The organism is Dyella sp. BiH032 (genome assembly GCF_031954525.1).
Taxonomy (GTDB): domain Bacteria; phylum Pseudomonadota; class Gammaproteobacteria; order Xanthomonadales; family Rhodanobacteraceae; genus Dyella_D.
Map to the genome: position 1 here is coordinate 36,200 of NZ_CP134867.1, position 22,454 is coordinate 58,653.

17 protein-coding genes are annotated in these 22,454 nt (G+C 68.6%); 15 read left to right on the plus strand and 2 right to left on the minus strand.

Going from position 1 to position 22,454, the window contains the following annotated elements:
- Positions 1 to 331: 331 nt before the first annotated feature.
- The 5 genes from RKE25_RS00130 to RKE25_RS00150 all read left to right on the plus strand — a co-directional run bounded on the left by RKE25_RS00130 (position 332) and on the right by RKE25_RS00150 (position 7,263).
- The gene (locus RKE25_RS00130) at positions 332 to 1,624 is read left to right on the plus strand and encodes a sugar MFS transporter (protein WP_311840251.1); all 1,293 of its coding nucleotides are present in this window, start codon (positions 332 to 334) and stop codon (positions 1,622 to 1,624) included.
- Between the two features lie 93 nt (positions 1,625 to 1,717).
- Positions 1,718 to 2,809, plus strand: coding sequence for a LacI family DNA-binding transcriptional regulator (locus tag RKE25_RS00135; RefSeq protein ID WP_311840252.1), 1,092 nt, complete (start codon positions 1,718 to 1,720; stop codon positions 2,807 to 2,809).
- A gap of 39 nt (positions 2,810 to 2,848) precedes the next feature.
- The gene (locus RKE25_RS00140; protein ID WP_311840253.1) at positions 2,849 to 3,883 is read left to right on the plus strand and encodes an SIS domain-containing protein; all 1,035 of its coding nucleotides are present in this window, start codon (positions 2,849 to 2,851) and stop codon (positions 3,881 to 3,883) included.
- Positions 3,883 to 5,046, plus strand: coding sequence for an N-acetylglucosamine-6-phosphate deacetylase (gene nagA / locus RKE25_RS00145; RefSeq protein ID WP_311840254.1), 1,164 nt, complete (start codon positions 3,883 to 3,885; stop codon positions 5,044 to 5,046). Before RKE25_RS00140 ends, nagA begins: the two co-directional genes overlap by 1 nt.
- A gap of 195 nt (positions 5,047 to 5,241) precedes the next feature.
- Positions 5,242 to 7,263 carry an alkaline phosphatase family protein gene (locus RKE25_RS00150; RefSeq protein ID WP_311840255.1) on the plus strand — a complete coding sequence of 674 codons (2,022 nt, stop codon included), beginning with the start codon at positions 5,242 to 5,244 and terminating at the stop codon, positions 7,261 to 7,263.
- Positions 7,264 to 7,368: 105 nt separating this feature from the next.
- On the opposite strand, the gene RKE25_RS00155 is transcribed toward RKE25_RS00150, so the two are convergent.
- Entirely contained in the window at positions 7,369 to 9,087 is a 1,719-nt protein-coding gene (locus RKE25_RS00155; RefSeq protein WP_311840256.1) for a sulfatase-like hydrolase/transferase, read from the minus strand.
- Between the two features lie 200 nt (positions 9,088 to 9,287).
- Here RKE25_RS00155 and RKE25_RS00160 point away from each other — a divergent pair, with 200 nt between their 5' ends.
- Positions 9,288 to 11,273, plus strand: coding sequence for a bifunctional 2',3'-cyclic-nucleotide 2'-phosphodiesterase/3'-nucleotidase (locus RKE25_RS00160; protein ID WP_311840257.1), 1,986 nt, complete (start codon positions 9,288 to 9,290; stop codon positions 11,271 to 11,273).
- A 213-nt stretch (positions 11,274 to 11,486) separates the two neighbouring features.
- On the opposite strand, the gene RKE25_RS00165 is transcribed toward RKE25_RS00160, so the two are convergent.
- Complete coding sequence (locus RKE25_RS00165) at positions 11,487 to 12,023, minus strand: DUF2501 domain-containing protein (RefSeq protein WP_311840258.1); 537 nt, start codon at positions 12,021 to 12,023, stop codon at positions 11,487 to 11,489.
- 241 nt (positions 12,024 to 12,264) lie between these two features.
- On the opposite strand from RKE25_RS00165, the gene RKE25_RS00170 reads away from it, so the two are divergent.
- The 9 genes from RKE25_RS00170 to leuB all read left to right on the plus strand — a co-directional run bounded on the left by RKE25_RS00170 (position 12,265) and on the right by leuB (position 22,351).
- Entirely contained in the window at positions 12,265 to 12,414 is a 150-nt protein-coding gene (locus RKE25_RS00170; protein ID WP_311840259.1) for a hypothetical protein, read from the plus strand.
- Between the two features lie 178 nt (positions 12,415 to 12,592).
- A complete protein-coding gene (locus RKE25_RS00175) occupies positions 12,593 to 13,657 on the plus strand; it encodes a homoserine dehydrogenase (protein ID WP_311842459.1) in 1,065 nt (354 codons plus the stop codon).
- The gene (locus RKE25_RS00180) at positions 13,654 to 14,637 is read left to right on the plus strand and encodes a homoserine kinase (protein ID WP_311840260.1); all 984 of its coding nucleotides are present in this window, start codon (positions 13,654 to 13,656) and stop codon (positions 14,635 to 14,637) included. The genes RKE25_RS00175 and RKE25_RS00180 overlap by 4 nt, the downstream gene beginning before the upstream one ends.
- A complete protein-coding gene (gene thrC, locus RKE25_RS00185; protein ID WP_311840261.1) occupies positions 14,634 to 15,974 on the plus strand; it encodes a threonine synthase in 1,341 nt (446 codons plus the stop codon). Before RKE25_RS00180 ends, thrC begins: the two co-directional genes overlap by 4 nt.
- Positions 15,975 to 16,658: 684 nt before the next feature.
- On the plus strand, positions 16,659 to 18,266 hold the full coding sequence (locus tag RKE25_RS00190) for a 2-isopropylmalate synthase (RefSeq protein WP_311840262.1): 1,608 nt from the start codon (positions 16,659 to 16,661) through the stop codon (positions 18,264 to 18,266).
- Positions 18,263 to 19,264, plus strand: a complete 1,002-nt coding sequence (locus RKE25_RS00195; protein ID WP_311840263.1) for a branched-chain amino acid transaminase — start codon at positions 18,263 to 18,265, stop codon at positions 19,262 to 19,264. Before RKE25_RS00190 ends, RKE25_RS00195 begins: the two co-directional genes overlap by 4 nt.
- Positions 19,261 to 20,676 carry a 3-isopropylmalate dehydratase large subunit gene (gene leuC / locus RKE25_RS00200; RefSeq protein ID WP_311840264.1) on the plus strand — a complete coding sequence of 472 codons (1,416 nt, stop codon included), beginning with the start codon at positions 19,261 to 19,263 and terminating at the stop codon, positions 20,674 to 20,676. Before RKE25_RS00195 ends, leuC begins: the two co-directional genes overlap by 4 nt.
- On the plus strand, positions 20,673 to 21,257 hold the full coding sequence (gene leuD, locus RKE25_RS00205; protein ID WP_311840265.1) for a 3-isopropylmalate dehydratase small subunit: 585 nt from the start codon (positions 20,673 to 20,675) through the stop codon (positions 21,255 to 21,257). Before leuC ends, leuD begins: the two co-directional genes overlap by 4 nt.
- On the plus strand, positions 21,254 to 22,351 hold the full coding sequence (gene leuB / locus RKE25_RS00210; protein WP_311840266.1) for a 3-isopropylmalate dehydrogenase: 1,098 nt from the start codon (positions 21,254 to 21,256) through the stop codon (positions 22,349 to 22,351). Before leuD ends, leuB begins: the two co-directional genes overlap by 4 nt.
- Positions 22,352 to 22,454: the final 103 nt, after the last annotated feature.

Here is a 22,454-nt window from a genome sequence, read left to right on the forward strand (position 1 = left end):
TGACAACGTTGTCAACAGGTCCGATTTCCTAGCCGCGCGAGCGCAGTCCCGCGACGCAGCAATCCCCCTGCCGCGGCCGCCCCGAGGGCTGGCCGAAGACCTTGCCGATCCGCGCCGTTATGCGATCCACCATGGCTTTCGGGCTAGCCGGCACGAGCTTGCGGCGCCGCGCCATGCGCAGGCGCATGTCCTTCCGGCGGCGTGACGCGGCCGCGGACGGAATCGGACGGCCGATTGACAACGTTGCTAGTTAGCGCGGATAAAACCCTGGGAGGCGACGCGGCCTGCGGGCCCTCCGTCGGCATCGGCACACTCGGGGAGTCATCACTTCATGTCGTCCACAACGTTCGCCGCCGGCGATAGGCACGCCCGGGCTTCCGGCCTGGTGCCGATGCTGATCATCGGCCTGCTGTTCTTCATTTTCGGCTTCGTGACCTGGCTCAACGGGCCGCTGATCACCTTCGTGAAGCTCGCGTTCGACCTGGACGACGTGAACGCCTTCCTCGTGCCGATGGTGTTCTATTGCTCGTACTTCTTCCTCGCGCTGCCTTCGTCCTACGTGCTCAAGCGCACCGGCATGAAGAAAGGCATGGCGCTGGGCCTGTTCGTCATGGCGATCGGCGCGGTGCTGTTCGGCCAGTTCGTGTCGATGCGCATTTACTACGGCGCGCTGTCCGGGCTGTTCGTGATCGGCGCGGGGCTCGCGCTGCTGCAGACCGCCTCCAACCCGTATATCAGCATCCTCGGCCCCATCGAGAGCGCGGCGCAGCGCATCGCTTTCATGGGCATCTGCAACAAGGTGGCCGGCGCATTGGCGCCGTTCGTGTTCGGCTGGCTGGTGCTCAGCGGCATCGACACGTTTGACCAGCAGGTGAAGGCCGCGCCTTCGCCGGAAGCGCGCGAAGCGCTGCTCAACACGTTCGCCGCCAAGGTGCACATGCCGTACCTGGCCATGGCTGGCCTGCTGGTGATACTCGCCGTGTGGGTGCTGCGCTCGCCGCTGCCGGAGATCAAGCCCTCGGGCGCCAACAGCGAGGCGGAAATCGGCCACGCCAAGGGCAACCTGCTGAGCTTCCCCCATCTGTGGCTGGGCGTGCTGTGCCTGTTCTTGTACGTCGGCGTGGAAGTGATGGCCGGCGACGCGATCGGTACCTACGGGCAGGGCCTGGGCCTGCCGCTGGATGCCACCAAGCATTTCACCTCATACACGCTGTTCGCCATGCTGCTGGGCTACCTGGCCGGACTGGTGCTGATCCCGCGGATCATTTCGCAGCAGAGCTATCTGGCCGTGTCGGCCGTGCTCGGCGCCATCTTCACCGTCGGCGCGTGGCTGACCACCGGCTACACCTCGGTGGCCTTCGTGGCCGCGCTGGGTTTCGCTAACGCCATGATGTGGCCGGCGATCTTCCCGCTGGCGATCAAGGGCCTCGGCCGCTGGACGGAGGCCGGTTCGGCGCTGCTGATCATGGCGATCGTGGGCGGCGCGCTGGTGCCGCAGGCTTTCGTGCACCTGAAGCAGCACTACAACTTCCAGCTGGTCTTCATGCTGCTGATGGTGCCCTGCTACCTGTACATCCTGTTTTACGGACTGCGCGGGCACCGCGTGGGCCAGCACTCGCCGTAAGGCCCTGGGCGGGGCCGGTCGTCACGGCTCCGCCATCCTCGCCGCAAGCTGCTGGGCTACGATGCCCGTCCTGTTTCCCCCGGAGTTTCCGCGTTGCGCAACCCCACCATCAAGGACGTCGCCAAATCCTCCGGCGTCTCGCTGAAGACGGTCTCCCGCGTGATCAACCGCGAGGCTTCGGTGCGCGCCGACACGCGTGAGAAGGTGGAGCGCGCGATCGAGGCGCTCGGCTACCAGCCCAACCCTTCCGCGCGCGGCCTGCGCAGCACGCATGCGTACGCGATCGGCCTGGTCTACGACAATCCCAACGCGCACTACGTGATCAGCATGCAGGAAGGCGTGCTGTCGGCCTGCCGCGAGCGCGGCTTCGGCTTGCAGATCCACCCTTGCGACTCCTCGTCGCCCGGCCTGGCGAAAGAGCTGATCGGGCTGGTCGAGCGCAACCGCCTCGCCGGCCTGGTGCTCGCGCCGCCGATGTCCGAGCAGACCGACCTGGTCACCACGCTTGCCAAGCACGGCATCGACTTCGTGCGGATCATTTCCTCGCGCGACGATCCGCACGATGGCTCTCCCTGCGTCTACGTGGACGACCGCAGCGCGGCCTATGCGATCACCGAACACCTGATCCAGCTCGGCCACAAGCGCATCGGTTTCCTTTGGGGCGAACCGCACCACCGCTCCAGCCCGGAGCGCTACCAGGGCTATGCGGACGCACTCAAGGACTACGGCATCGCGCTGGACAAGAAGCTGGTGCTGCCCGGCCGTTACGCCTTCGACGACGGTTTCCGCGGAGCGCGCAAGCTGCTGGCGCTGAAGGATCCGCCGACCGCGATCTTCGGCAGCAACGACGAAATTGCCGCCGGCGTGCTCGCCGCCGCCCGCTCCAGCGGGCTGGACGTGCCGTGGGACCTGTCCATCGCCGGTTTCGAGGACAGTCCGTTCTCCAAGCAGGCCTGGCCGGCGCTGACCACCGCGCGGCAGTCCACCGGCGAGATCGGCCGCCACGCGGCGCTGCATCTGATGGCCGACCTGCAGCGCGAGAACGGCGACGCCGCGGCGGAGCCGCCGAACGAATGCTTCATCCCCGAGCTGGTGGTGCGCGGCTCGACCGCCCCACCGAAGAACAACACACCCAAGCACTCCCCCAAAAACGCCCCGCCCCGCGCGGGCGAGCCGCGCAAGTGAGTTCGCGCGGCTTTCTGCACGCCATCGAGAACGCCATCCATGAAGCAAGCCAGTGACACCCTGATGTACCGCGAAGCCCACGAGGCCGCCGACGTGGTCGAGCGCCAGCTCGCTGCCAATGCCGACGTGCTGAAGGGGCTGGGCGAACGCCTGCGCGCGCAGCCGCCGCGGTTCATCGTCACCTGCGCGCGCGGCAGTTCCGATCATGCGGCGGCTTATGCGAAATACGTATTCGAGACGAAGCTGGGCCTGATCACCGCATCGGCGTCGCCGTCGATCGCCTCCATCTACGATGTCGACCTGAAGCTGGACGACACGCTGTTCCTGGCCATCTCGCAATCGGGCAAGAGCCCCGACCTGCTGCGCAGCGCGCAGGCGGCCAAGGAAGCCGGCGCACTGGTGGTGGCGATGGTCAACGTGGAGGACTCGCCGCTGGCGGCCCTCGCGCACACCGTGATTCCGCTGAAGGCCGGCCCGGAAGTGAGCGTGGCCGCGACCAAAAGCTATCTCGCCACGCTCGCTGCGATCCTGCAGCTCACCGCCCATTGGAGTGGCGATGACACGCTGCATGCCGACATCGCACGCCTTCCGGCCGACCTGCGCCGCGGCTGGGACGCGGATTGGAGCGCGCTGAGCGATGGTCTGCGCGACAAGCAGAACCTTTTCGTCGTGGGCCGCGGCTATGGCTTCGGCGCCGCGCTGGAGGCGGCGCTCAAGCTCAAGGAAACCTGCGGCCTGCACGCCGAAGCCTTCAGCGCCGCGGAAGTGAAGCACGGCCCGATGGCGCTGGTGGGCGAAGGTTTTCCCGTGCTGTTCTTCGCGCAGGGGGACGACACGCTCGATAGCACGCTCGCGGTCGCCGAGGAATTCCGCTCTCGCGGCGCACGCGTGTGGGTCGCCAAACCCGGCGCCAGCGGCGCCGATGCGCTGCCGCTGCCTGCGGGCGTGGACTCCATCGTGACGCCGCTGCTGGCCGTGCAGAGCTTCTACCGCGCAGCCAGTGCGCTCGCGCTGGCGCGCGGCTTCGATCCCGACGTGCCGCCGCACCTGCGCAAGGTGACGGAGACCGTTTGATGAGCGCGACGCAGCCCCTTACTGCCCTGGTCAATGGCCGCGTCATGGCGGACCACGGCCTGCGCGACGGCCTGGCCGTGCTGGTGCGCGGCGAGCGCATCGAAGCGGTGGTACCGGCGGACGATGCCCTGGTCGCCGGCGCGAAGCCGCACGACCTGCGGGGCCGCCTGCTGCTGCCGGGCTTCGTCGATGTCCAGGTCAACGGCGGCGGCGGCCTGCTGTTCAATGCCGCGCCGACCGTGGAGACGCTGCGCGGCATCGCCGAGGCGCATCGCAAGTTCGGCACTACCGGCCTGCTGCCCACGCTGATCACCGATACCGCCGAAGTGATGCATGCCGCGTTGGACGCGGTGGATGCGGCGATCGAGCAGGGCGTGCCGGGCATCCTCGGCATCCATCTGGAAGGCCCGTTCCTCGCACCCGCGCGCAAGGGCATCCACAACGCCGATCTCTTCCGCGTGCCCGACACCGCCGATCTCGCCGCGCTGCTGGCCAGGCGCCGCGGCGTGGTGATGATGACGCTCGCGCCCGAGCGCGTGCCGCTGGACACCATCCACCAGCTCACGGCCGCGGGCGTGATCGTGGTTGCCGGCCACACCGCAGCCGACTACGCCACCACGCGCGCCGCGCTGGACGCGGGCGTCAGCGGCTTCACTCATCTCTACAACGCGATGACGCCGCTGGGCAGCCGCGAACCCGGCGTGGTCGGCGCAGCGCTGGACGATCCGCACAGCTGGTGCGGCCTGATCGTCGATGGGCACCACGTGAACTCGGTGAGCCTGCGCGTCGCCATCGCCGCCAAGGCGCGCGGCAAGAGCGTGCTGGTCACCGACGCCATGCCGCCGGTCGGTTCGGACGACCCCAGCTACGTGCTCAACGGCGAAACCATCACCGCCCGCGACGGTATCTGCCAGAACGATCACGGCGTGCTCGCCGGATCCGCGCTGGACATGGCCACCGGCGTGCGCAACCTGGTGGAGATGGTGGGCATTCCCTTGCCGGAAGCGTCGCGCATGGCCAGCGCCTACCCGGCCGCCTGGCTGGGGCTGGAACGCCAGCTTGGACGCATCGTGGCGGGACAGCGGGCGGATTTCGCCGTGCTGGACGACGGGTTCGTGGTGCACGAGACCTGGATCGGCGGCAAGCCGCGCGTCGAGCGCTGATCCGCCCAGGCGGCTTGCCGGCTGCGCAGATCGCAACGGGTCTGCGCCAGCCCATGATCGAACGCGCGCTCCCTGCGCGACCGCCATGAACTTGCGACATCGGCGATGGCGGCGCCCTCGCCGCATGGACACCAAACTGCAACATGCCTCGCCCAGCATGGCCGGCTTGGTCCGTTCGCCACCCGAGGTTCCCCCATGCTCCTGTCCTACCGCCGCGCCCTGTGCAAGGCCGCGGCTGCCGCGCTGCTGGCGGCGGTTTCCGCAAGCCCGGCTTTCGCGGCGCCGCATCGGGTCATCCTCTTCGTATGGGACGGCATGCGGCCGGATGCCGTGAGCGAGGAGGACACGCCGAACCTGGCCGCGCTGGCCAAGCGGGGCACCTGGTTCGAGGACAACCACTCGACCTACCCCACCTTTACCATGGCGAACGCATCGACCTTCGCCACCGGCAGCTTCCCCGGCACGCTCGGCTTCTACGGCAACCGCTTCTGGGCTGTGCCCGAGACCGGCCTGAAGGTGCTGCCCAGGGCGCGTACCGCCGATGGCAAGGAGGTCGATTTCCGCCAGCCGGTCTATGTGGAAGACGACCTCGTGCTGCGCGCCATCGACAAGGCCAGCAAGGGCGATCTGCTCGAACTGCCCACGCTGTTCGCGGCTGCGCAGAAGGCAGGGCTGAAGACCGCGGCGATCGGCAAGTCCGGCGCGGCCTTCCTGCAGAACTACCGCCTGCCGAACCAGGGCGATCCCGACAAGGTGGGCCTGCTGCTCGACGAGAAGACCGCGTTGCCGCTGTCCTTCGCCAAGGAACTGCAGCAGGCGGGCTATCCGCTGCCCAAGACCACGCCCGGTACCTATGCTGAAGGTGAAGTCGCCCTGCGCAGCGAAGAAGAAGATCCCACCGAACGCGGCAAGCCCGCCAAGCTCAAGGACGGCGTCACCAGCGATGCCACGGCCGGCGGCGACACGCCACCCACCGCGGCGAACGCGTGGATGATGAAGGTCTATCTGGAGGAAGTGCTGCCCCGCCACAAGCCGGACCTGAGCGTGGTGTGGATGCGCAATCCCGATACCACCCAGCACGTCTACGGCGTGGGTTCGCCGGAATTCCACCTCGCGCTGCAGGCGCAGGACGCGTTGCTCGGACAGTTGGAAGCGAAGCTGCGCGAACTGGGCATGGCCGAAGACACCGACATCATCGTGGTGTCCGACCACGGCCACAGCAACATTGCCGGCCCGCGCGACCTGTTTCCGCTGCGGCAGATCAACGATGGCCGCGTGGCCGGCGTCGACAACGACTGGGGTTACTCGGTCTCCGGCGGCATCCGTATGGCGCACGAGCTGACCACGCGCGCGGGCATTCCGGCCTTCGATGGCCTCGGCTGCGTGTACTCGCCGGTGATGACCGGCCTCCGCGCCGACGGTTCGCAACTGATGCCGACGCGCTACGACGACGACGGCCGCGTGTGCGGCAAGCCCATGCCGTACACCACGCCGAGCTACGTCGTGCCCCAGGCGTTGCCCAAGGGTTCGCTGGTGCTCGCACCGAACGGCGGCACCGAATATTTCTACCAGCCGGAGCACAACCCTGAAGTGGTGAAGCGCGCCGTGCGCTTCCTGCAGTCGCGCGAATACGTCGCGGCGGTGTTCGTCGCCAAGCGTTACGGCGACGTCCCCGGCACGCTACCGGCCGAGAACGTGCATTTGGAGAACGCGCCGCGCGGTCCGGACATCATCGTCAGCTACGCCTGGGATGCCGATGCGACCATCCAGGGTTTCCGTGGCACCGAGTACTCGACCGTCTTCCCTGAATCGCCCAGCGAACGCGGCGAGCACGGCAGCTTCAGCCCGATCGACGTGCACAACACCTTGCTGGCCGCCGGCCCGGGTTTCCGTGGCGGTTTCCGCGATGCGCTGCCGAGCGGCAACGTCGACGTGGCGCCGACCATCGCCGCATTGCTCGGCTTGAAGCTGCCGCAGGCCCAGGGGCGCGTGCTGCACGAGGCGCTCAGCGGCGCGCTGGGCAAGAGCGCGGACGCCTATCGCGTCGCGCCGGCGGAACTGCACCCGTCGCAGGCCGCTTCCGGCCTGCAAGTGCAGCGCGTGGACGGCAGCGCCCTACCGGCGACGAGCTACAGCTTCACCTTGCAGCTGAAGCAGTTGGAAAGCGATGGGAAACGCTGGACGTACTTCGATTACGCCAAGCCGGACCGCCACTGAAATTGCTGGCGTAAGTTGGGGTGAGCCGAAGGCGAGCCCCAACGTTTGCAACTTCGCCTGGCGCCGCGAGCGTTGGGGTTCGCCTTCGGCTCACCCCTACCTACGTCATTCTTCGTACACGTGCAGGTGGTTGAACGTCCACGCGTGGTATGACTTCAGCAGGTCCTGGTCGATGCAATCGTTGTACAAGCCCTTGCAGCGCTCGCGCAGCACGGTGGCGGCCGAGAAGTACGGGTCCATCGGCACGCCCGCGGCCTGCAGCACCATGTTGGGCAGGTGCGCGATGTCGAGCATCGGGTAGTCCGGCAGGCGGCGGCCGGGGATGTTGCTCTTGATCATGTAGTAGGTGAGGTAGTCCTTGTATGGCTGCAGCGGCGCCGGCCAGCTGCGCACCATTTCGCGGATCAGGCCGTTGAACGACGGCTGGTGGTCGCCGAAATGCATCAGTACCGTGGGTTCGGGGCGGTCCAGGAAGTTCTTTTCCAGGCCGGCCATCGCCACGTCGGAGTCGTGCAGGTTGGACAGGTAGGTATTGAAGTTCAGCGCCGGCTTTTCCGGCAGGCCCTTGAGCAGGCCGCGGTTGAACGGCGCGGGCAGCGAGGACAGCGGGTCCAGGTCGTGCGGGCCGTGCTGCTGAAGGGTGAGGATCATCATGAAGACCGGCTGGCCCGGCTTCTTCACCTTGTCGTAGACGCGCTTGGCCGCATCGAACATCTGCGCATCGCTTTCCTCCCATTCCTCCAGGCCCAGGTCCTTGGCGTCGTAGAACTGCTCGAAGCCGTAGGCCGTATAAGCGTTGCGGCCGTTGAGGAAGGCGCCGTTGGTCGGGTAGATCGCCACGGTGAGGTAACCCAGCCGCTGCAGCTGCTGCGGCAGCGAGTCGCGCACGTGCGGCGAGAGTACGTAGGGCGCATACATGCCGCCGGGGCCGAAGATGTCCTGCGGCATGCCGGTGAGCACGGCGAATTCGCTGACCCAGGTACCGCCGCCGAAGGTATGCACGCGCAACGGGCCGTGGGCGACGGTGCGTTTGTCCGCCTTGAACATCTGCACGCGGCACTGCGGCACGTTGCAGGCGGCGAAGTTCGACGGGTCGAACGTGCTCTCCTCCAGCACCTGGACGATGTCCGGATAGGGCGTCTGCACGGGAGCGACACCGCCGTGCGCGGTGGCGCCCCACTCCTGCTCGGCGAGGGCGTCGTCGGTCATCTCCGGGAGGGAGACGTTCGAGTCCTGCAGGTTGACGAAGAAGTTGGTGAGCTGCGCGTCGTCGGACAACTTCTGCCAGGCATTCCTGGCATGCACTTGGCCGAACGGCCCCACCGGCAGCAAGCAGATCCAGAACGCCAGCGCGCACGCTACGACGCCGCCCACCCGCACGGCCAGCGCCTTCGATCGCGACAAACCGCGCAACATCGGACGGTCGCCGCGCCACACCAGCCACAGCCCCAGCGGCACCAGCACCGCCACGCTCAGGGCCAGCTCCCACAGGTGCGGGTAGTGGGCCAGCGTCTCCACCAGGCTGGAGCGCAGGTAGTAAACGAAGTCCGACGGCATCAATGGCGCGTCGAGGTACTGCTGCTTGAGTTCGGAGATGAAGTCCAGCCCGAGGAACAGCGCACCGCTGACCACCAGAGCGGTGGCCACGCGGGCGAAGGCGAACAGCAGCACGCCGAAGGTGCACAGCATCAGCGCGAACACGAAGCTCTGCTGCTGCAGCACCGGCTCCTGGCCGGCCGTGGCGCGCACGCAGCCGGCGAAGAACAGGGTCGCGCACAGCCACGCCACACTGCTGCGCGTGAAGCGAAGCGACAGTCTCTGCATGTTGCGCGTGGCCCCCTGTTCCGGCCGGTGTGTCATGTGGGCGCCATCTTACGTTCTCATTTCCTTCACAGACAGAACCAGAGGTAACGGCCCGTCCGCGCGGCGAAAGGGTTCAGCCGCCGTTGCCTGCCCTCGGGAGGCGTCTTCCGCCATGCCGATCTGCTAGCTTGCGCGGCTTGTCTTGTTCCAGGGAATCCGCCATGCCGCTCCGCCGCCTCCCCCTCGCTTTCCTCACCGCCGCCGTGCTCTCGGGTTGCGCCGGCCAGGCCGCGCGGCCCGATCGCCTGCCGGATGGCAGCCGCGCCGAGGTGGCGATCCTGGAGACCACCGACATCCATTCCAACGTACTGAGCTACGACTATTACAAGCTCAAGCCGGATGCGACGGTGGGCTACGAGCGCACCGCGACCCTGATCCGCCAGGCCCGCCGGGAATTCCCCAACAGTTTCCTGTTCGACAGCGGCGACACCATCCAGGGCAGCGTGCTGGCCGACTACCAGGCCCAGGTCAAGCCAGTGGGCTGCAACGAAGAACTGGCGATGTACGCCGCGATGGACGCCATCGGCTACGACGGCGGCACGGCCGGCAACCACGAGTTCAATTACGGCCTGCCGTTCCTGTCGCAGGTCACCGGCACGCCGATGAACGTCGACGGCGGCCGCTCCGACCGCTGCGCCGGGCCGCATTTCCCGCTGGTGCTGGCCAATGTGTTCAGCGCGCGCGACGGCCAGCCGATCTTCAAGCCGTGGGCGGTGGTCGAGAAATCCATCCAGGTCGCCACGCCCGACGGCAGCAAGCGCAGCGTGCCGCTGCGCGTGGGCATCATCGGCTTCACGCCGCCGCCGATCCTGGAATGGGACAAGCAGAACCTCGAAGGCAAGGTCACCGTGACCGGCGTGGTCGAGGCGGCGAAGAAGTATCTGCCGGAGCTGCAGGCGCAGCACCCGGACCTGGTCGTGGCGGTGCTGCACGGCGGACTGAACACGGCGACCTACACGTCCGACATGGAAAACGGCGGCTGGTACCTGGCCGCGGTGCCGGGCATCGACGTGCTGCTGCTGGGCCATTCGCATACCGAATTCCCCGGTCCGCATTACAAGGGCATGCAGGACGTCGACGCCGATCGCGGCTTCGTGCGCGGCACGCCCGCGGTCATGGCGGGCTTCTTCGGCAAGGACCTCGGCGTGGTCAAGCTGGCCCTGGCGCGCCGCGATGGCCGCTGGGCGATCGACAAGGACGGCACGCACAGCGAAGTGCGCCCGATCTGCGCGAAGAAGAACGACTGCGTGCCGGCCGACCCGGCCATCGCGCCGCTGACGGCCAAGGCGCACGAGGCGGCCGTGGCCCACGTCAACACGCCGATCGGCGAGACGCGCCTGCGCCTGAGCAGCTACTTCGCCGACGTGGGCAACATGACGGCGCTGTCGGTGGTGAACGCGGCGGAACGCGATTACGTGCAAGCCGAATTGCCCAAGACGCATCCGGAGCTGGCTGGCGTGCCGGTCGTCGCGGCCGCGGCCGCGTTCCGCACCGGCTTCGGCGGCCCGGACGATTACACCGACGTGCCCGTCGGCCCGCTCAGCCTGCGCAGTGCCGCCGATCTGTACTTCTATCCGAACACCCTGACCGCAGTGCAGACCGACGGCGCGGGCCTGAAGGCGTGGCTGGAAAAATCCGCCGAGCGCTTCAACCGCATCGACCCGGCGTCGACGGCGGAACAGCCGCTGCTCAACGACCGCATGCCCGGCTACAACTTCGACCAGCTACAGGGCGACATCGGCTACGTCATCGACGTGACCAAGCCGGCCGGCCAGCGCATCGTCGACCTGCGCTGGAAGGGCAAGAAGGTGGACCCGAAGCAGCCGTTCGTGGTGGTGACCAACAACTACCGCGCCAGCGGCGGCGGTAACTTCCCCGGCCTGGACGGCAAGAACATCGTGCTCTCCGCGCCGGACGGCACGCGCGAAATCCTCGCCAAGTGGCTGGCGCGCCAGCGCACGCTCGACGCGAACGCCCTGCCGAAGCCGTCATGGCGCTTCGCGCCGGTGAAGACGCACGGCCCGGTAGTCTTCAAGGGTGCCGCGGGCAAGGAAGCCGTGGCGCAGGAGGCGGGCGTGAAGAACGTGCGCCAGGTGAAGGACCACGGCGACGGCACGGCCATCTACGCGATCGACCTGTCCAAGTAAGAGCCCGCGCCCACCTCCAGCGCCCTCTCCCCTACGGGGAGAGGGCCGGGGTGAGGGGAACCTACGGAGCGTAAAAGCGGACGCATAGAAGCCCGCCCGCTTCGTCGCCACTATCCCGCGAGTCCCGCACTTTCATCCGCCCGTGACCAAGGGGATTCCCCGCCGGACTGCCACCTTCTCCCTGAAGAAAGAAGGACTGCAATCAACGGCGCCTCACATCCCCAGAAACCCCTTCCCCTGCTTCAACACTGTGTCGCACACCTTGGTGGTGAGCTGCGATTTCAGATCGCTCGAACCGCCGCCCACTTTCGACAGGTCCAGGCTCTTGCCATTGCTGCCCTGGAGAATGCCGCTGGCGCCGCTGAGATAAGCCGGGTCGCGGGTGGGATCGCCGCCAGAAGGCGTCGTGGCGGATTTCTTCTTTTTCCCGCCCATCAGCTTGCCGAGCATGTCGTTGCCGCCCGCAGAAGCGTCATCGCCGCTGCCGGGTGACTTGCCTGCGCCGCCGAGCTTGCCGAGCAGCTGGTCCTTGATGCCCGTCGCCCCCGAATCGCCGCCGAGATAGTTGTTCTTCACGCAGTACTGCAGCAGGCCCGCGACATTGCCCATGCTGCCGGAACTCATCGAGCCACCGCCGCCGCCGAGCATGCCGCCTAGCTTGCCGAGGTCCTGCGCGCTGCCCGTACTGCAGCCTAGACCGAGGACGATGGCCAGGCCGGCCGCCGCGACGTTGCCGATGCGCTTGTTCATGGGTCTCCCTCCATTCGACAGGTCCGCGCATTCAACACGCCGGGCCGTTACGCCTGCGTCAGGCGCCGGCGCGATCCGCAACGTCAGCGGCGTGGACAGGCGCGCATATCGCGCCGCGACATGGCGCCGCCCGCCGGCGCGCACTTCGCCGCGCCATGTGCCAGCTGACACGGGCTGACAGGCACAAAGTTTCACTTGCACCTGTTGACTGCGGCGCAGCATGGCCCGTATGGTCGGATCCATGTCGCCTCTTCATTCGCCCGCACGCATGTTTTCGATCCCGGTGTCCGCCGGGCGCGTGCCGCTGGCCGGCGCCATGCTTTTCTCCACCGCGATCATTACCACCGGTACCGGTACCACCGGCCACGGGTGGGTGTCCGCGCGCGAGTAACTTCTCTCAGACGCAACGGCCCCGCCCCTCGAAGAGGCGGGCCGGGCCACTCCGAACCGCCGAACGAGACGGGGCTCCACACCAAGGAGCCATCGTGAACGCCCTCGCCCCTCAGCTGGAACATCCCAAACAGCCCCTGCTTGCCCGGGCGCTGCCGACGACCACTCCACGTCGCCGCATGCTGGCCGTGGGTCTGATCGGCCCCGGTCGTGTCGGCAGCGCCCTGCTCACTCAGCTGCGTGCGGCGCAAGCCCGCCTCGCCGAGGCCGGCCTGGAACTGAAGCTGCGCGGTGTCGCCGCCAGCCGCCGCATGTGGCTGGACTGCGACGACCCGGACCTCAACTACCGCTGCGATCGCGCCCAGATCTGGCGCCCCACGGACCTGCGCCAGTTCGCGCGCCACGTGCTCGGCGACGATGGCCGGCACGCGATGCTGATCGACTGCAGCGCCAACGACGAAGTGGCCTCGCACTACCCGCACTGGCTCGCCGAAGGCGTGCACGTGGTGACGCCCAACAAGTTGGCCGGCAGCGGCCCGCTGGAGCGCTGGCAGGCGATCCGCGCGGCCTGCGGTACCGGCTCGCGCTTCCGCTACGAAGCCACGGTATGCGCCGGCCTGCCGGTGGTGCAGACGCTGCGCGATCTGCTGGACACCGGCGACGAGCTGCTCGCCGTCGACGGCATGTTCTCCGGCACCCTGGCCTGGCTGTGCAACCGCCACGACGGCAACCGGCCGTTTTCCGCGCTGGTGCGTGAGGCACACGCGCTCGGCTACACGGAACCCGATCCGCGCGACGACCTGTCCGGCCTGGATGTGGCGCGCAAGCTGGTGATCCTGGCCCGCGAAGCCGGCTGGGCACTGTCGCTGGACGACGTCGAAGTGCAGAGCCTCGTCCCCGCGCACCTTGCCGCGCTCGACGCCGAAACCTTCATGGACCACCTGGACGAACTCGACGCCCCGATGGCCGCGCAGCTGGCCTGCGCCCGCGCCGAAGGCGGTGTGCTGCGCCACGTGGCCAGCCTGGACCGCGACGGCCGCGCCAGCGTGAAGCTGGCCGTGCTGCCCGCATCCCACCCCTTCGCGCACACGCGGCTGACCGACAACGTGGTGCAATTCACCACGCGCCGTTACCACGATAATCCGCTCCTGGTGCAGGGACCGGGCGCCGGGCCGGAAGTGACGGCCGCGGGTGTGTTCGGCGACCTGCTGCGCATCGCCGAGTCGCTGGAGGCGCGCGCATGAACGCTCAACTGGCATTGGAACCGATGGCCCGCTCCCCCCGCCGCGCTCTTTCCGCCCACGCCCTGTCGCCGGCCAGTGTCGGCAACGTGGGCGTCGGCTTCGACATTCTCGGCCATAGCGTGGCCGGCGCCGGCGACCGCGCCGAGGTGCGACGCATCGACGAGCCGGTGGTGCGCATCGCCGCCATCAAGGGCTGCGTCGAGGACCTGCCGCTGGATGCGGCGAAGAACACCGCCGGCATGGCGCTGATGGCGCTGCGCAAGGCCCTGGGCCTGCGCCACGGCTTCGAGCTGGTGCTGCACAAAGGCATCGCGCTGGGTTCCGGCATGGGCGGCTCGGCCTCCTCCTGCGTGGCCGCGCTGGTGGCTGCCAATGCCTTGCTGGAACGCCCGCTGCTGGCCGAATCGCTCTACGGCTTTGCGCTGGAAGGCGAGGCCGTGGCCAGCGGCGGCCGCCACGGCGACAACGTGGGTCCCATGCTGCTCGGTGGCCTGGTGCTGGCCACGCGGGACCGCCTGGTGCGCGTGCCGGTGCCGGACGCCTGGCATTGCGCGCTGGTCCACCCGCACATGGTGCTGGAGACGCGCAAGGCGCGCGCCGCACTGGCCGGGGCCTACGAGCTGAAGGAATTCGTCGCGCAGAGCGCCAACCTCTCGCTGGTGCTCGCCGGCTGCTGGCGCGGCGACGCCGCCCTGGTCCGCGAGGGCCTGAGCGACGTGCTGGTGGAACCGCGCCGCGCGCCGCTGATCCCCGGTTTCGCGCGGGTGAAGCAGGCTGCGATGGATCATCGCGCCCTGGGTGCCAGCATTTCCGGCGCGGGACCCAGCGTGTTCGGCTGGTTCGAGCGGCGCGAGGAAGCCCAGGCGGCAGCGGCGGCCATGGCCGCCGCCTTCGCCGACGCAGGGATGGCCAGCGACGTGCTGGTGTCGCCCATCAACGGACCGGCCGCGGCACTGGTCCCGGCGGAGCAAGACGCATGAGCGAACCCCTGCTCTACCGCAGCACGCGCGGCCTCGCGCCCGGCGCCGGCATCGGCGAGGCGATCGCCGCGGGACTGGCGCCGGATGGCGGGCTCTACGTCCCCGAGGCGCTGCCCCGGCTCGACCCGGCCGATTTCGATCCCCGCGGCAGCCTGGCCGACACCGCGACGCGGTTGCTGCGGCCGTTCTTCGTCGGCCACGCGCTGGCCGCGGAGTTGCCGGCCATCTGCGCCGAAGCCTTCGCCTTCGACGCACCGCTGCGCCCGCTGGGACAGCACCCGGGTGTGGCAGTACTGGAGCTCTTCCACGGCCCCAGCGCCGCCTTCAAGGATTTCGGCGCGCGCTTTCTCGCCAGCTGCTTCCGGCGCCTGCGCAAGCCCGACGAACCGCCGCTGACCATCCTGGTCGCCACCTCCGGCGATACCGGCGCCGCGGTGGCCGCGGCATTCCACCGCCAGCCCGGGGTGGAAGTGGTGATTCTCTATCCGGACGGACTCGTTTCCCCGCGCCAGGCCCACCAGCTCGGCTGCTTCGGCGACAACGTACGCGCGCTGCGGGTGGCCGGCCGCTTCGACGACTGCCAGCGCATGGTCAAGGCCGCACTCAACGATGCCGGGCTGCAGGCGCGCCGGCCGCTGTCCTCCGCCAACAGCATCAGCCTGGGCCGCCTGCTGCCGCAGATGGCCTACTACGCGCACGCCTCGCTGCAGTGGCAGCGCGAGCATGGGCGGCCCCTCAACTTCGTGGTGCCCACCGGCAACCTGGGTAACGCGCTGGCCTGCGTATGGGTGCGCGAGATGGGACTGCCGGTCGGCGAGATCGAGCTGGCCTGCAATGCCAACCAGACGCTGCCCGACTACTTCGGCGGCGCCGCCTACGCCGCCCGCCCGGCCGTGGCGACGCTGGCCAATGCGATGGACGTGGGCGCACCCAGCAATTTCGAGCGCCTGCGCTGGACCTTTCCCTACGACGCGGACCTGCGCCAGCAGCTTTCCTCGCATAGCGTGGACGACGCGACCATCTGCGCCACGGTGCTCAGGCATGCGACGCGGGGCGAGGTGTTCTGCCCGCACACCGCCACGGCCATGCATCGGTTCGAGCAGCGCGACCGCCAGGCGGACTGGGCCGTGGTCGCCACCGCGCACCCGGCCAAATTCGAGAGCGTGATCGAGCCGTTGATCGGGCGCACCGTGCCGGTACCACCCGCGCTCGCGGCCATGCTCGACCGGCCGGCGCAAGCCGAACCGCTCGAAGCCACCGACGCGGCACTGAAGGCATGGCTGCTCGGCGAGGGCGCGGAAGTGTGCGGCCCCGAGCAGGCGCGCCGATTGGGATAAGTGGGTTTCGTCGCGCGATTCCGCATTGAACGCGGCGCCGCCATGCCTGCCGGCTTCGCCGCGGGAGTTCCTGGCCTGCTTGAGCGCGATCGACGGGTTTTGTGCTCCGCGGCAGTCGTCGCGGGACCCCATGGACGGGTGCTTCCGCGGTGTCGTAACGCCTCCGCCGGCGCCGTCGAAAGCCGCCGTACCAATCGCGGCAAGCTGCTGATCCGTGGTGGATTGCCTACCGATCCTCCGGCCTATTGTGTGCCGTTCCGCTGGATTTCCAGGGGTTTCCACGTACGCGCCGGTATGCCGTTTGCGTGCGGCCGCGAATGGCGAACGTCCGCATCCAGCCATCTGGACGTCTAAATGTGATCGAGCAAACTTTTTTCGATCATTACACAAGAAACTGTTGACAGACCCTTTGAGCGCCCTTAGGGTCGACTGCATGTCGCATCGCAACACCACCGCCAGCACCCCCGAGAAGAGCCGTCCACCGACGCCTCCCGGCCTGCTGCGCCTTCGCGGCAACCTCCTTCTTGCCCTTGTACTCGTACTCCTTATTACCAACGGAGGTGCGGGCTGAGGGCGTGTGTCCAGGTAAAGCAAAACTGACCTAGATACCCCAAAGAACCCCGCACCCGACAAGGATGCGGGGTTTTTTGTTGCCCTCGGCGAAGCGCCAGCAGCGGAGCCGACATGAACCACGAAACCCAGCAGAGCAACGACAGCAGCGAGGACGGCGTAGTAGCCGACGATCGCGTGCGCATCTTCGACACCACCCTGCGCGACGGCGAACAGGCGCCCGGCTTCGGTATGGACCGTCGCGCCAAGCTGCGCATGGCGCATGCGCTCGAAGCGCTTGGCGTCGACGTCATGGAAGCGGGTTTCCCGCAGGCCTCGCCGGATGATTTCGCCGCCGTCGCCGAGATCGCCAAGGCCGTCCGGCACGCCACGGTCTGCGCCCTGGCGCGCTGCCAGGCGGCCGACATCGATACCGCAGGCCGCGCGCTGGAAGCGGCGAACCATTCGCGCATCCACGTGTTCCTCTCCACCAGTCCGCTGCATCGCGAACACAAACTGGGCATGAGCAAGCAGCAGGTGATCGATACCGCCATCGCCGCCGTCGAGCGCGCGAAGGCGCTGTGCCACGAAGTCGAATTCTCCGCCGAGGACGCGATGCGCACCGAGCCGGACTACCTGGCCGAGGTGTTCAGTGCGGCCATCGCCGCCGGCGCCACCACGGTGAACGCACCGGACACCGTTGGCTACGTCACGCCGGCCGAGATCGCCGAACGCTTCGCCTACCTGCGCAAGCACGTGAAAGGCGCCGAGCGCGTGGTGTTTTCCTCCCACTGTCACGACGATTTGGGGATGGCGGTCGCCAACAGCCTCGCCGCGGTGAGCGCGGGCGCGCGCCAGGTCGAATGCACCATCAACGGCATCGGCGAGCGCGCCGGCAACGCCTCGCTGGAGGAAGTGGTGATGGCGCTGCGCGTGCGCGGTCCTTACTTCGGCGTGGATACGCGCATCGACGCGCGCCGCCTGTTCCACACCTCGCGCCTGCTGACCCAGCTCACCGGCCAGGCCGTGCCGCGCAACAAGGCCATCGTCGGCGACAACGCGTTCGCGCACGAGTCGGGTATCCATCAGCACGGCATGCTCAAGCACCGCGGCACCTACGAAATCATGCGTCCGCAGGACGTCGGCATGGGCGAGACCAAGCTGGTGCTGGGCAAGCATTCCGGCCGGCATGCCTTGCGTTCGCGCCTGCAGTCGCTGGGCCACAGCCCGGACGAGGCGGCGATGGAAGGGATCTTCGCGCGCTTCAAGACCCTCGCCGACAAGAAGCGCGAGATCCACGACGAGGACCTGGAGGCATTGGCGCTGGGCCACGATCCGGACGCCACCGGCCCCTGGCGCCTCGTGCAGCTGAACACCGCATCGCACCTCGGCGGCAGCGCCTCCGCCTCGGTACGGCTGGCCCACGAGGACGGCCGTGACATCGGCGAGGCCGCCATCGGCGACGGCCCTGTCGACGCCGTGCTGCGCGCGATAGAGCGCGCCACCGGCACCGACCTGGAGCTGACCCAATTCCAGGTACGCGCCGTCAGCGAAGGCGGCGACGCGCAAGGCCAGGCGCAGCTCACCGCCCGCCACGCCGCACGCGACTGGCGCGGCAACGGCGTGAGCACGGACATCGTCGAGGCCACCGCGCTGGCCGCGCTTTCCATCGTCAACCGCATCGAGCGACAGGCGCCGCCGGCGCCCGCCGCGCAACCGCAAGCCCAAGGAGTCACCGCATGACCACGCCCTTCCTCTGGCACAACGGCCACATCAAGCCGTGGACCGAAGCCACCGTCCACGTCAGCACCCACGCGCTGCACTACGGTTCCTCGGTGTTCGAGGGTGAGCGCGTGTATGCGACGCCGCAGGGCCCGGCCTATTTCCGTCTCGCCGACCACACCCGGCGGCTGTTCGAGTCGGCTCGCGTGTACGAGATCGAGATCGGCTACACCGAGGACGAGATCAACGCCGCCTGCATGGAAGTGATCCGCGCCAACCGCATGGGCTCGGCCTACGTGCGCCCAATCGTGTTCCGCGGCGCCGGCGGCCTTGGCGTGTTGCCCAAGCCCGGCGCGCCGGTGGACGTGGCCATCATGGCCATGGAATGGGGGGCGTACCTGGGCGATGCGCGCGAACACGGCGCGGACGTCTGCGTGTCGTCGTGGCAGCGCCCGGCACCGAATACCGTGCCGAGCTGGGCCAAGGCCGGCGGCAATTACCTGAGCAGCCAGCTGATCGGCCTGGAAGCGCGCCGCGGCGGCTACGCCGAAGGCATCGCGCTCGGCCACAACGGCCTGCTGAGCGAAGGCGCCGGCGAGAACGTGTTCGTGGTGAAGAACGGCAAGCTGCTGACCCCGCCGACCAGCGCGGGCATCCTGGCCGGCATCACGCGCGACACGGTGATGACCCTGGCCGAGGACTTGGGCATCAAGGTCGAGGAGCGCGACCTGCCGCGCGAAGCGCTGTACACCGCCGACGAAGTGTTCATGACCGGCACCGCTGCCGAGATCACGCCGGTGCGTTCGGTCGACCGCAAGCCCGTTGGCACCGGCCGTCCCGGTCCCGTCACCCGTGCATTGCAAGAAGCCTTCTTCGGCCTGTTCGACGGCAGCACCGACGACCGCTGGGGTTGGCTGACGCCCATAACTGGTGCGGTCATCCATGACCGCGAAGATCAAAAAGCGGCCATCCATGGCCGCACTCTTCAACAAGAGCCCGCCCAGGAGGCAGTGCTGTGACTGCACGCACTCTGTTCGAGAAGCTGTGGGACGCGCACCTGGTCGCGCCCGAAACGGCCGACACACCCGCGATCCTGTACATCGACCTGCACCTGGTACACGAAGTCACCTCGCCTCAGGCCTTCAGCGAACTGCGCGAGCGCGGCCTGAAGCTGCGCCGCCCGGACCGCACGCTGGCCACGCTGGACCACTCCACGCCCACGCTGCCGGCCGACGACAAGGGCGAGCGCCCGTACGCGAACGACGAGGCCAAGGCCCAGGTCGCGCAGCTGGAAGCCAACTGCCGCGAGTTCGGCGTCGAACTGCACGGCTGGGACAGCAGCGAGCGCGGCATCGTGCACGTGATCGGCCCCGAGCTGGGCGCCACGCAGCCGGGCATGACCATCGTCTGCGGCGACAGCCACACCTCGACGCATGGCGCGTTCGGCGCACTGGCTTTCGGCATCGGCACCACCGAGGTGGGCCACGTGATGGCCACGCAATGCCTGCTGCAGCGCAAGGCCAAGACGCTGGCGATCCACGTCGACGGCCAGCTGCCGAAGGGTGTGGGCGCGAAGGACCTGATCCTGCACATTATCGGCCAGATCGGCGTCGACGGCGGCACCGGCCACGTCATCGAGTACCGCGGCGAAGCCATCGAAGCGATGTCGATGGAAGAGCGCATGACGGTGTGCAACATGTCCATCGAAGCCGGTGCGCGCGCCGGCCTGATCGCTCCCGACGACACCACCTTCGCCTGGCTGAAGGGCCGTCCGCGCGTGCCGCAGGGCGCCGCCTGGGACGCCGCCGTGGCGACGTGGAAGGCACTGCGCACCGACGAGGGCGCACGCTACGACCGCGAAGTGCGCGTCGACGCGAGCAAGGTGAAGCCCACGGTCACCTACGGCACCCATCCGGGCATGGCCATCGCCATGGACGCGCCGGTGCCGGCCGCGCGCACCGCGCAGGAAACCCGCGCGCTTGAGTACATGCACGCGCAACCCGGCAAGCCGATGCAGGGTACGCCGGTGGACGTGGTGTTCATCGGCAGCTGTACCAATTCGCGCTTGTCCGACCTGCGCGAGGCGGCCGAGATCCTGCGCGGCCGCCGCGTCGCCGAGGGCGTGCGCATGCTGGTGGTGCCCGGCTCCGAAGCGGTGCGCCGCGATGCGGAGCGCGAAGGCCTGCATCACGTGTTCACCGCGGCCGGCGCCGAGTGGCGCGTGCCGGGCTGCTCGATGTGCATCGCCATGAACGGCGACCTGGCGCAGCCGGGCCAGCTGGTGGTGAGCACCTCCAACCGCAACTTCGAAGGCCGCCAGGGCAAGGGCGCGCGCACCGTGCTGGCCAGCCCGGCCACCGCCGCCGCATCCGCCGTGGCCGGCACCATCGCCGATCCGCGCGAGTACGTGAACGAGGCCGCCGCCGCATGAAACCGATCACCCGCATCCATTCCCGCACCGCGGTCCTCGCCGACGAGAACATCGATACCGACCGCATCATTCCCGCGCGTTTCCTCACCACCACCGAGCGCGCCGGCCTGGGCAAGCTGTGCTTTCACGACTGGCGCTACCTGCCCGACGGCAGCGACAACCCGGCGTTCCCGCTGAACCAGCCGCAGGCCAAGGGCTGCTCGATCCTGGTCGCCGGCCGCAACTTCGGTTGCGGCTCGTCGCGCGAACACGCGCCGTGGGCATTGCTCGACTACGGCATCCAGGCCGTGCTGTGCAGCGAGATCGCGGACATCTTCCGCAACAACGCGCTGAAGAACGGCCTGCTGGCCATCGTGGTGTCCGACGCCGAGCACCGCTGGCTGCTCGCGCATCCCGGCACCGAGCTGACCATCGACGTGCAAGAGCAGTACATCGCCCTGCCCGACGGCGGCCGCATCCGCTTCCAGCTCGAACCCTTTGCCCGCCACTGCCTGCTCAACGGCGTCGACCAGCTGGGCTACCTGCTGCAGCACGCCGACGCCATCACCCGTTACGAACAGCAACTGGAGCACGCCGCATGAAAGCCCGCATCGTCACCCTGCCCGGCGACGGCGTCGGCCCGGAAGTCACCGCCGCCGCCGTGGCCGTGCTGGACGCCGTCGCCGCCCATTACGACCACAGCTTCGAATACGAGGAACACCTGATCGGCGGCTGCGCCATCGACGCCACCGGCGAACCGCTGCCGGCCGCCGCGCTGGCGGCATGCCAGTCGGCCGACGCAGTGCTGCTCGGCGCGGTGGGTGGACCGAAATGGTCCGATCCGTCCGCGCCGGTGCGCCCCGAGCAGGGCCTGCTGGCGCTGCGCGCGGCGCTGGGCGTGTACGCCAACCTGCGCCCGCTGCAGGTGCATCCGGCGCTGGCCCAGCTGTCGCCGCTGAAGAACGACAAGCTGCGCAACGTCGACGTGCTGTTCGTGCGCGAGCTGACCGGCGGCGCCTACTTCGGCGCGAAGACCCGCACCGCCGACACGGCCACTGACGAGTGCAAATACACCGTGGCCGAAGTCGAGCGCGTCGTGCGCCGCGCCTTCGAGCTGGCGCGCGGCCGCCGCCACAAGGTCACTTCGGTGGACAAGGCCAACGTGCTGGAGACCTCGCGCCTGTGGCGCAGCACCGTGCAGCGCATCGCCGCCGAGTACCCGGACGTCAAGCTGGAACACCAGCTGGTCGACTCGATGGCGATGCTGTTGCTGACGCAGCCGTCGAACTACGACGTCGTCGTTACCGAGAACCTGTTCGGCGACATCCTCACCGACGAGGCGGCTGCGCTGGCCGGCTCGCTGGGTTTGCTGCCGTCCGCCTCGCTGGGCGAAGGCGCGCGCGGCCTGTACGAACCGATCCATGGTTCCGCGCCCGACATCGCCGGCAAGGGCGTCGCCAATCCGGTCGGCGCGATCCTGTCGGCGGCGATGCTGCTGCGCCATTCGCTGGGCCTGGAGGAAGAGGCCGGTGCGGTGGAAGCGGCGATCGAGCACGTGCTGGAGCACGGCCCGCGCAGCCGCGACATCGGCGGCGACGCCGGCACCGCAGCGATCCGCGAAGCGGTGGTGGCGGCGCTGGACGAGCACGTCGCCAACTCAGAGGCCTTTTTCAGCGGTGCCCGCGCGTGCGGCTGAGCCATGCCCCCATGGTTCAGGCCCGCGCGGCCTCCGTGCCGTCTGCTTCTCCCTGCGCGCAGCGGGATATGAGGGCGCCGCTCACTCCGCCCCGGGTGACCGC

Excerpts from the sequence above, each read along its gene's own strand:
- RKE25_RS00130 (WP_311840251.1), top strand. The coding sequence starts at position 332 with ATGTCGTCCACAACGTTCGCCGCCGGCGATAGGCACGCCCGGGCTTCC.
- RKE25_RS00140 (WP_311840253.1), top strand. The coding sequence starts at position 2,849 with ATGAAGCAAGCCAGTGACACCCTGATGTACCGCGAAGCCCACGAGGCC.
- nagA (WP_311840254.1), top strand. The coding sequence starts at position 3,883 with ATGAGCGCGACGCAGCCCCTTACTGCCCTGGTCAATGGCCGCGTCATG.
- RKE25_RS00150 (WP_311840255.1), top strand. The coding sequence starts at position 5,242 with ATGCTCCTGTCCTACCGCCGCGCCCTGTGCAAGGCCGCGGCTGCCGCG.
- RKE25_RS00155 (WP_311840256.1), bottom strand. The coding sequence starts at position 9,087 with ATGCAGAGACTGTCGCTTCGCTTCACGCGCAGCAGTGTGGCGTGGCTG.
- RKE25_RS00160 (WP_311840257.1), top strand. The coding sequence starts at position 9,288 with ATGCCGCTCCGCCGCCTCCCCCTCGCTTTCCTCACCGCCGCCGTGCTC.
- RKE25_RS00165 (WP_311840258.1), bottom strand. The coding sequence starts at position 12,023 with ATGAACAAGCGCATCGGCAACGTCGCGGCGGCCGGCCTGGCCATCGTC.
- RKE25_RS00170 (WP_311840259.1), top strand. The coding sequence starts at position 12,265 with ATGTCGCCTCTTCATTCGCCCGCACGCATGTTTTCGATCCCGGTGTCC.
- RKE25_RS00175 (WP_311842459.1), top strand. The coding sequence starts at position 12,593 with ATGCTGGCCGTGGGTCTGATCGGCCCCGGTCGTGTCGGCAGCGCCCTG.
- RKE25_RS00180 (WP_311840260.1), top strand. The coding sequence starts at position 13,654 with ATGAACGCTCAACTGGCATTGGAACCGATGGCCCGCTCCCCCCGCCGC.
- thrC (WP_311840261.1), top strand. The coding sequence starts at position 14,634 with ATGAGCGAACCCCTGCTCTACCGCAGCACGCGCGGCCTCGCGCCCGGC.
- RKE25_RS00190 (WP_311840262.1), top strand. The coding sequence starts at position 16,659 with ATGAACCACGAAACCCAGCAGAGCAACGACAGCAGCGAGGACGGCGTA.
- RKE25_RS00195 (WP_311840263.1), top strand. The coding sequence starts at position 18,263 with ATGACCACGCCCTTCCTCTGGCACAACGGCCACATCAAGCCGTGGACC.
- leuD (WP_311840265.1), top strand. The coding sequence starts at position 20,673 with ATGAAACCGATCACCCGCATCCATTCCCGCACCGCGGTCCTCGCCGAC.
- leuB (WP_311840266.1), top strand. The coding sequence starts at position 21,254 with ATGAAAGCCCGCATCGTCACCCTGCCCGGCGACGGCGTCGGCCCGGAA.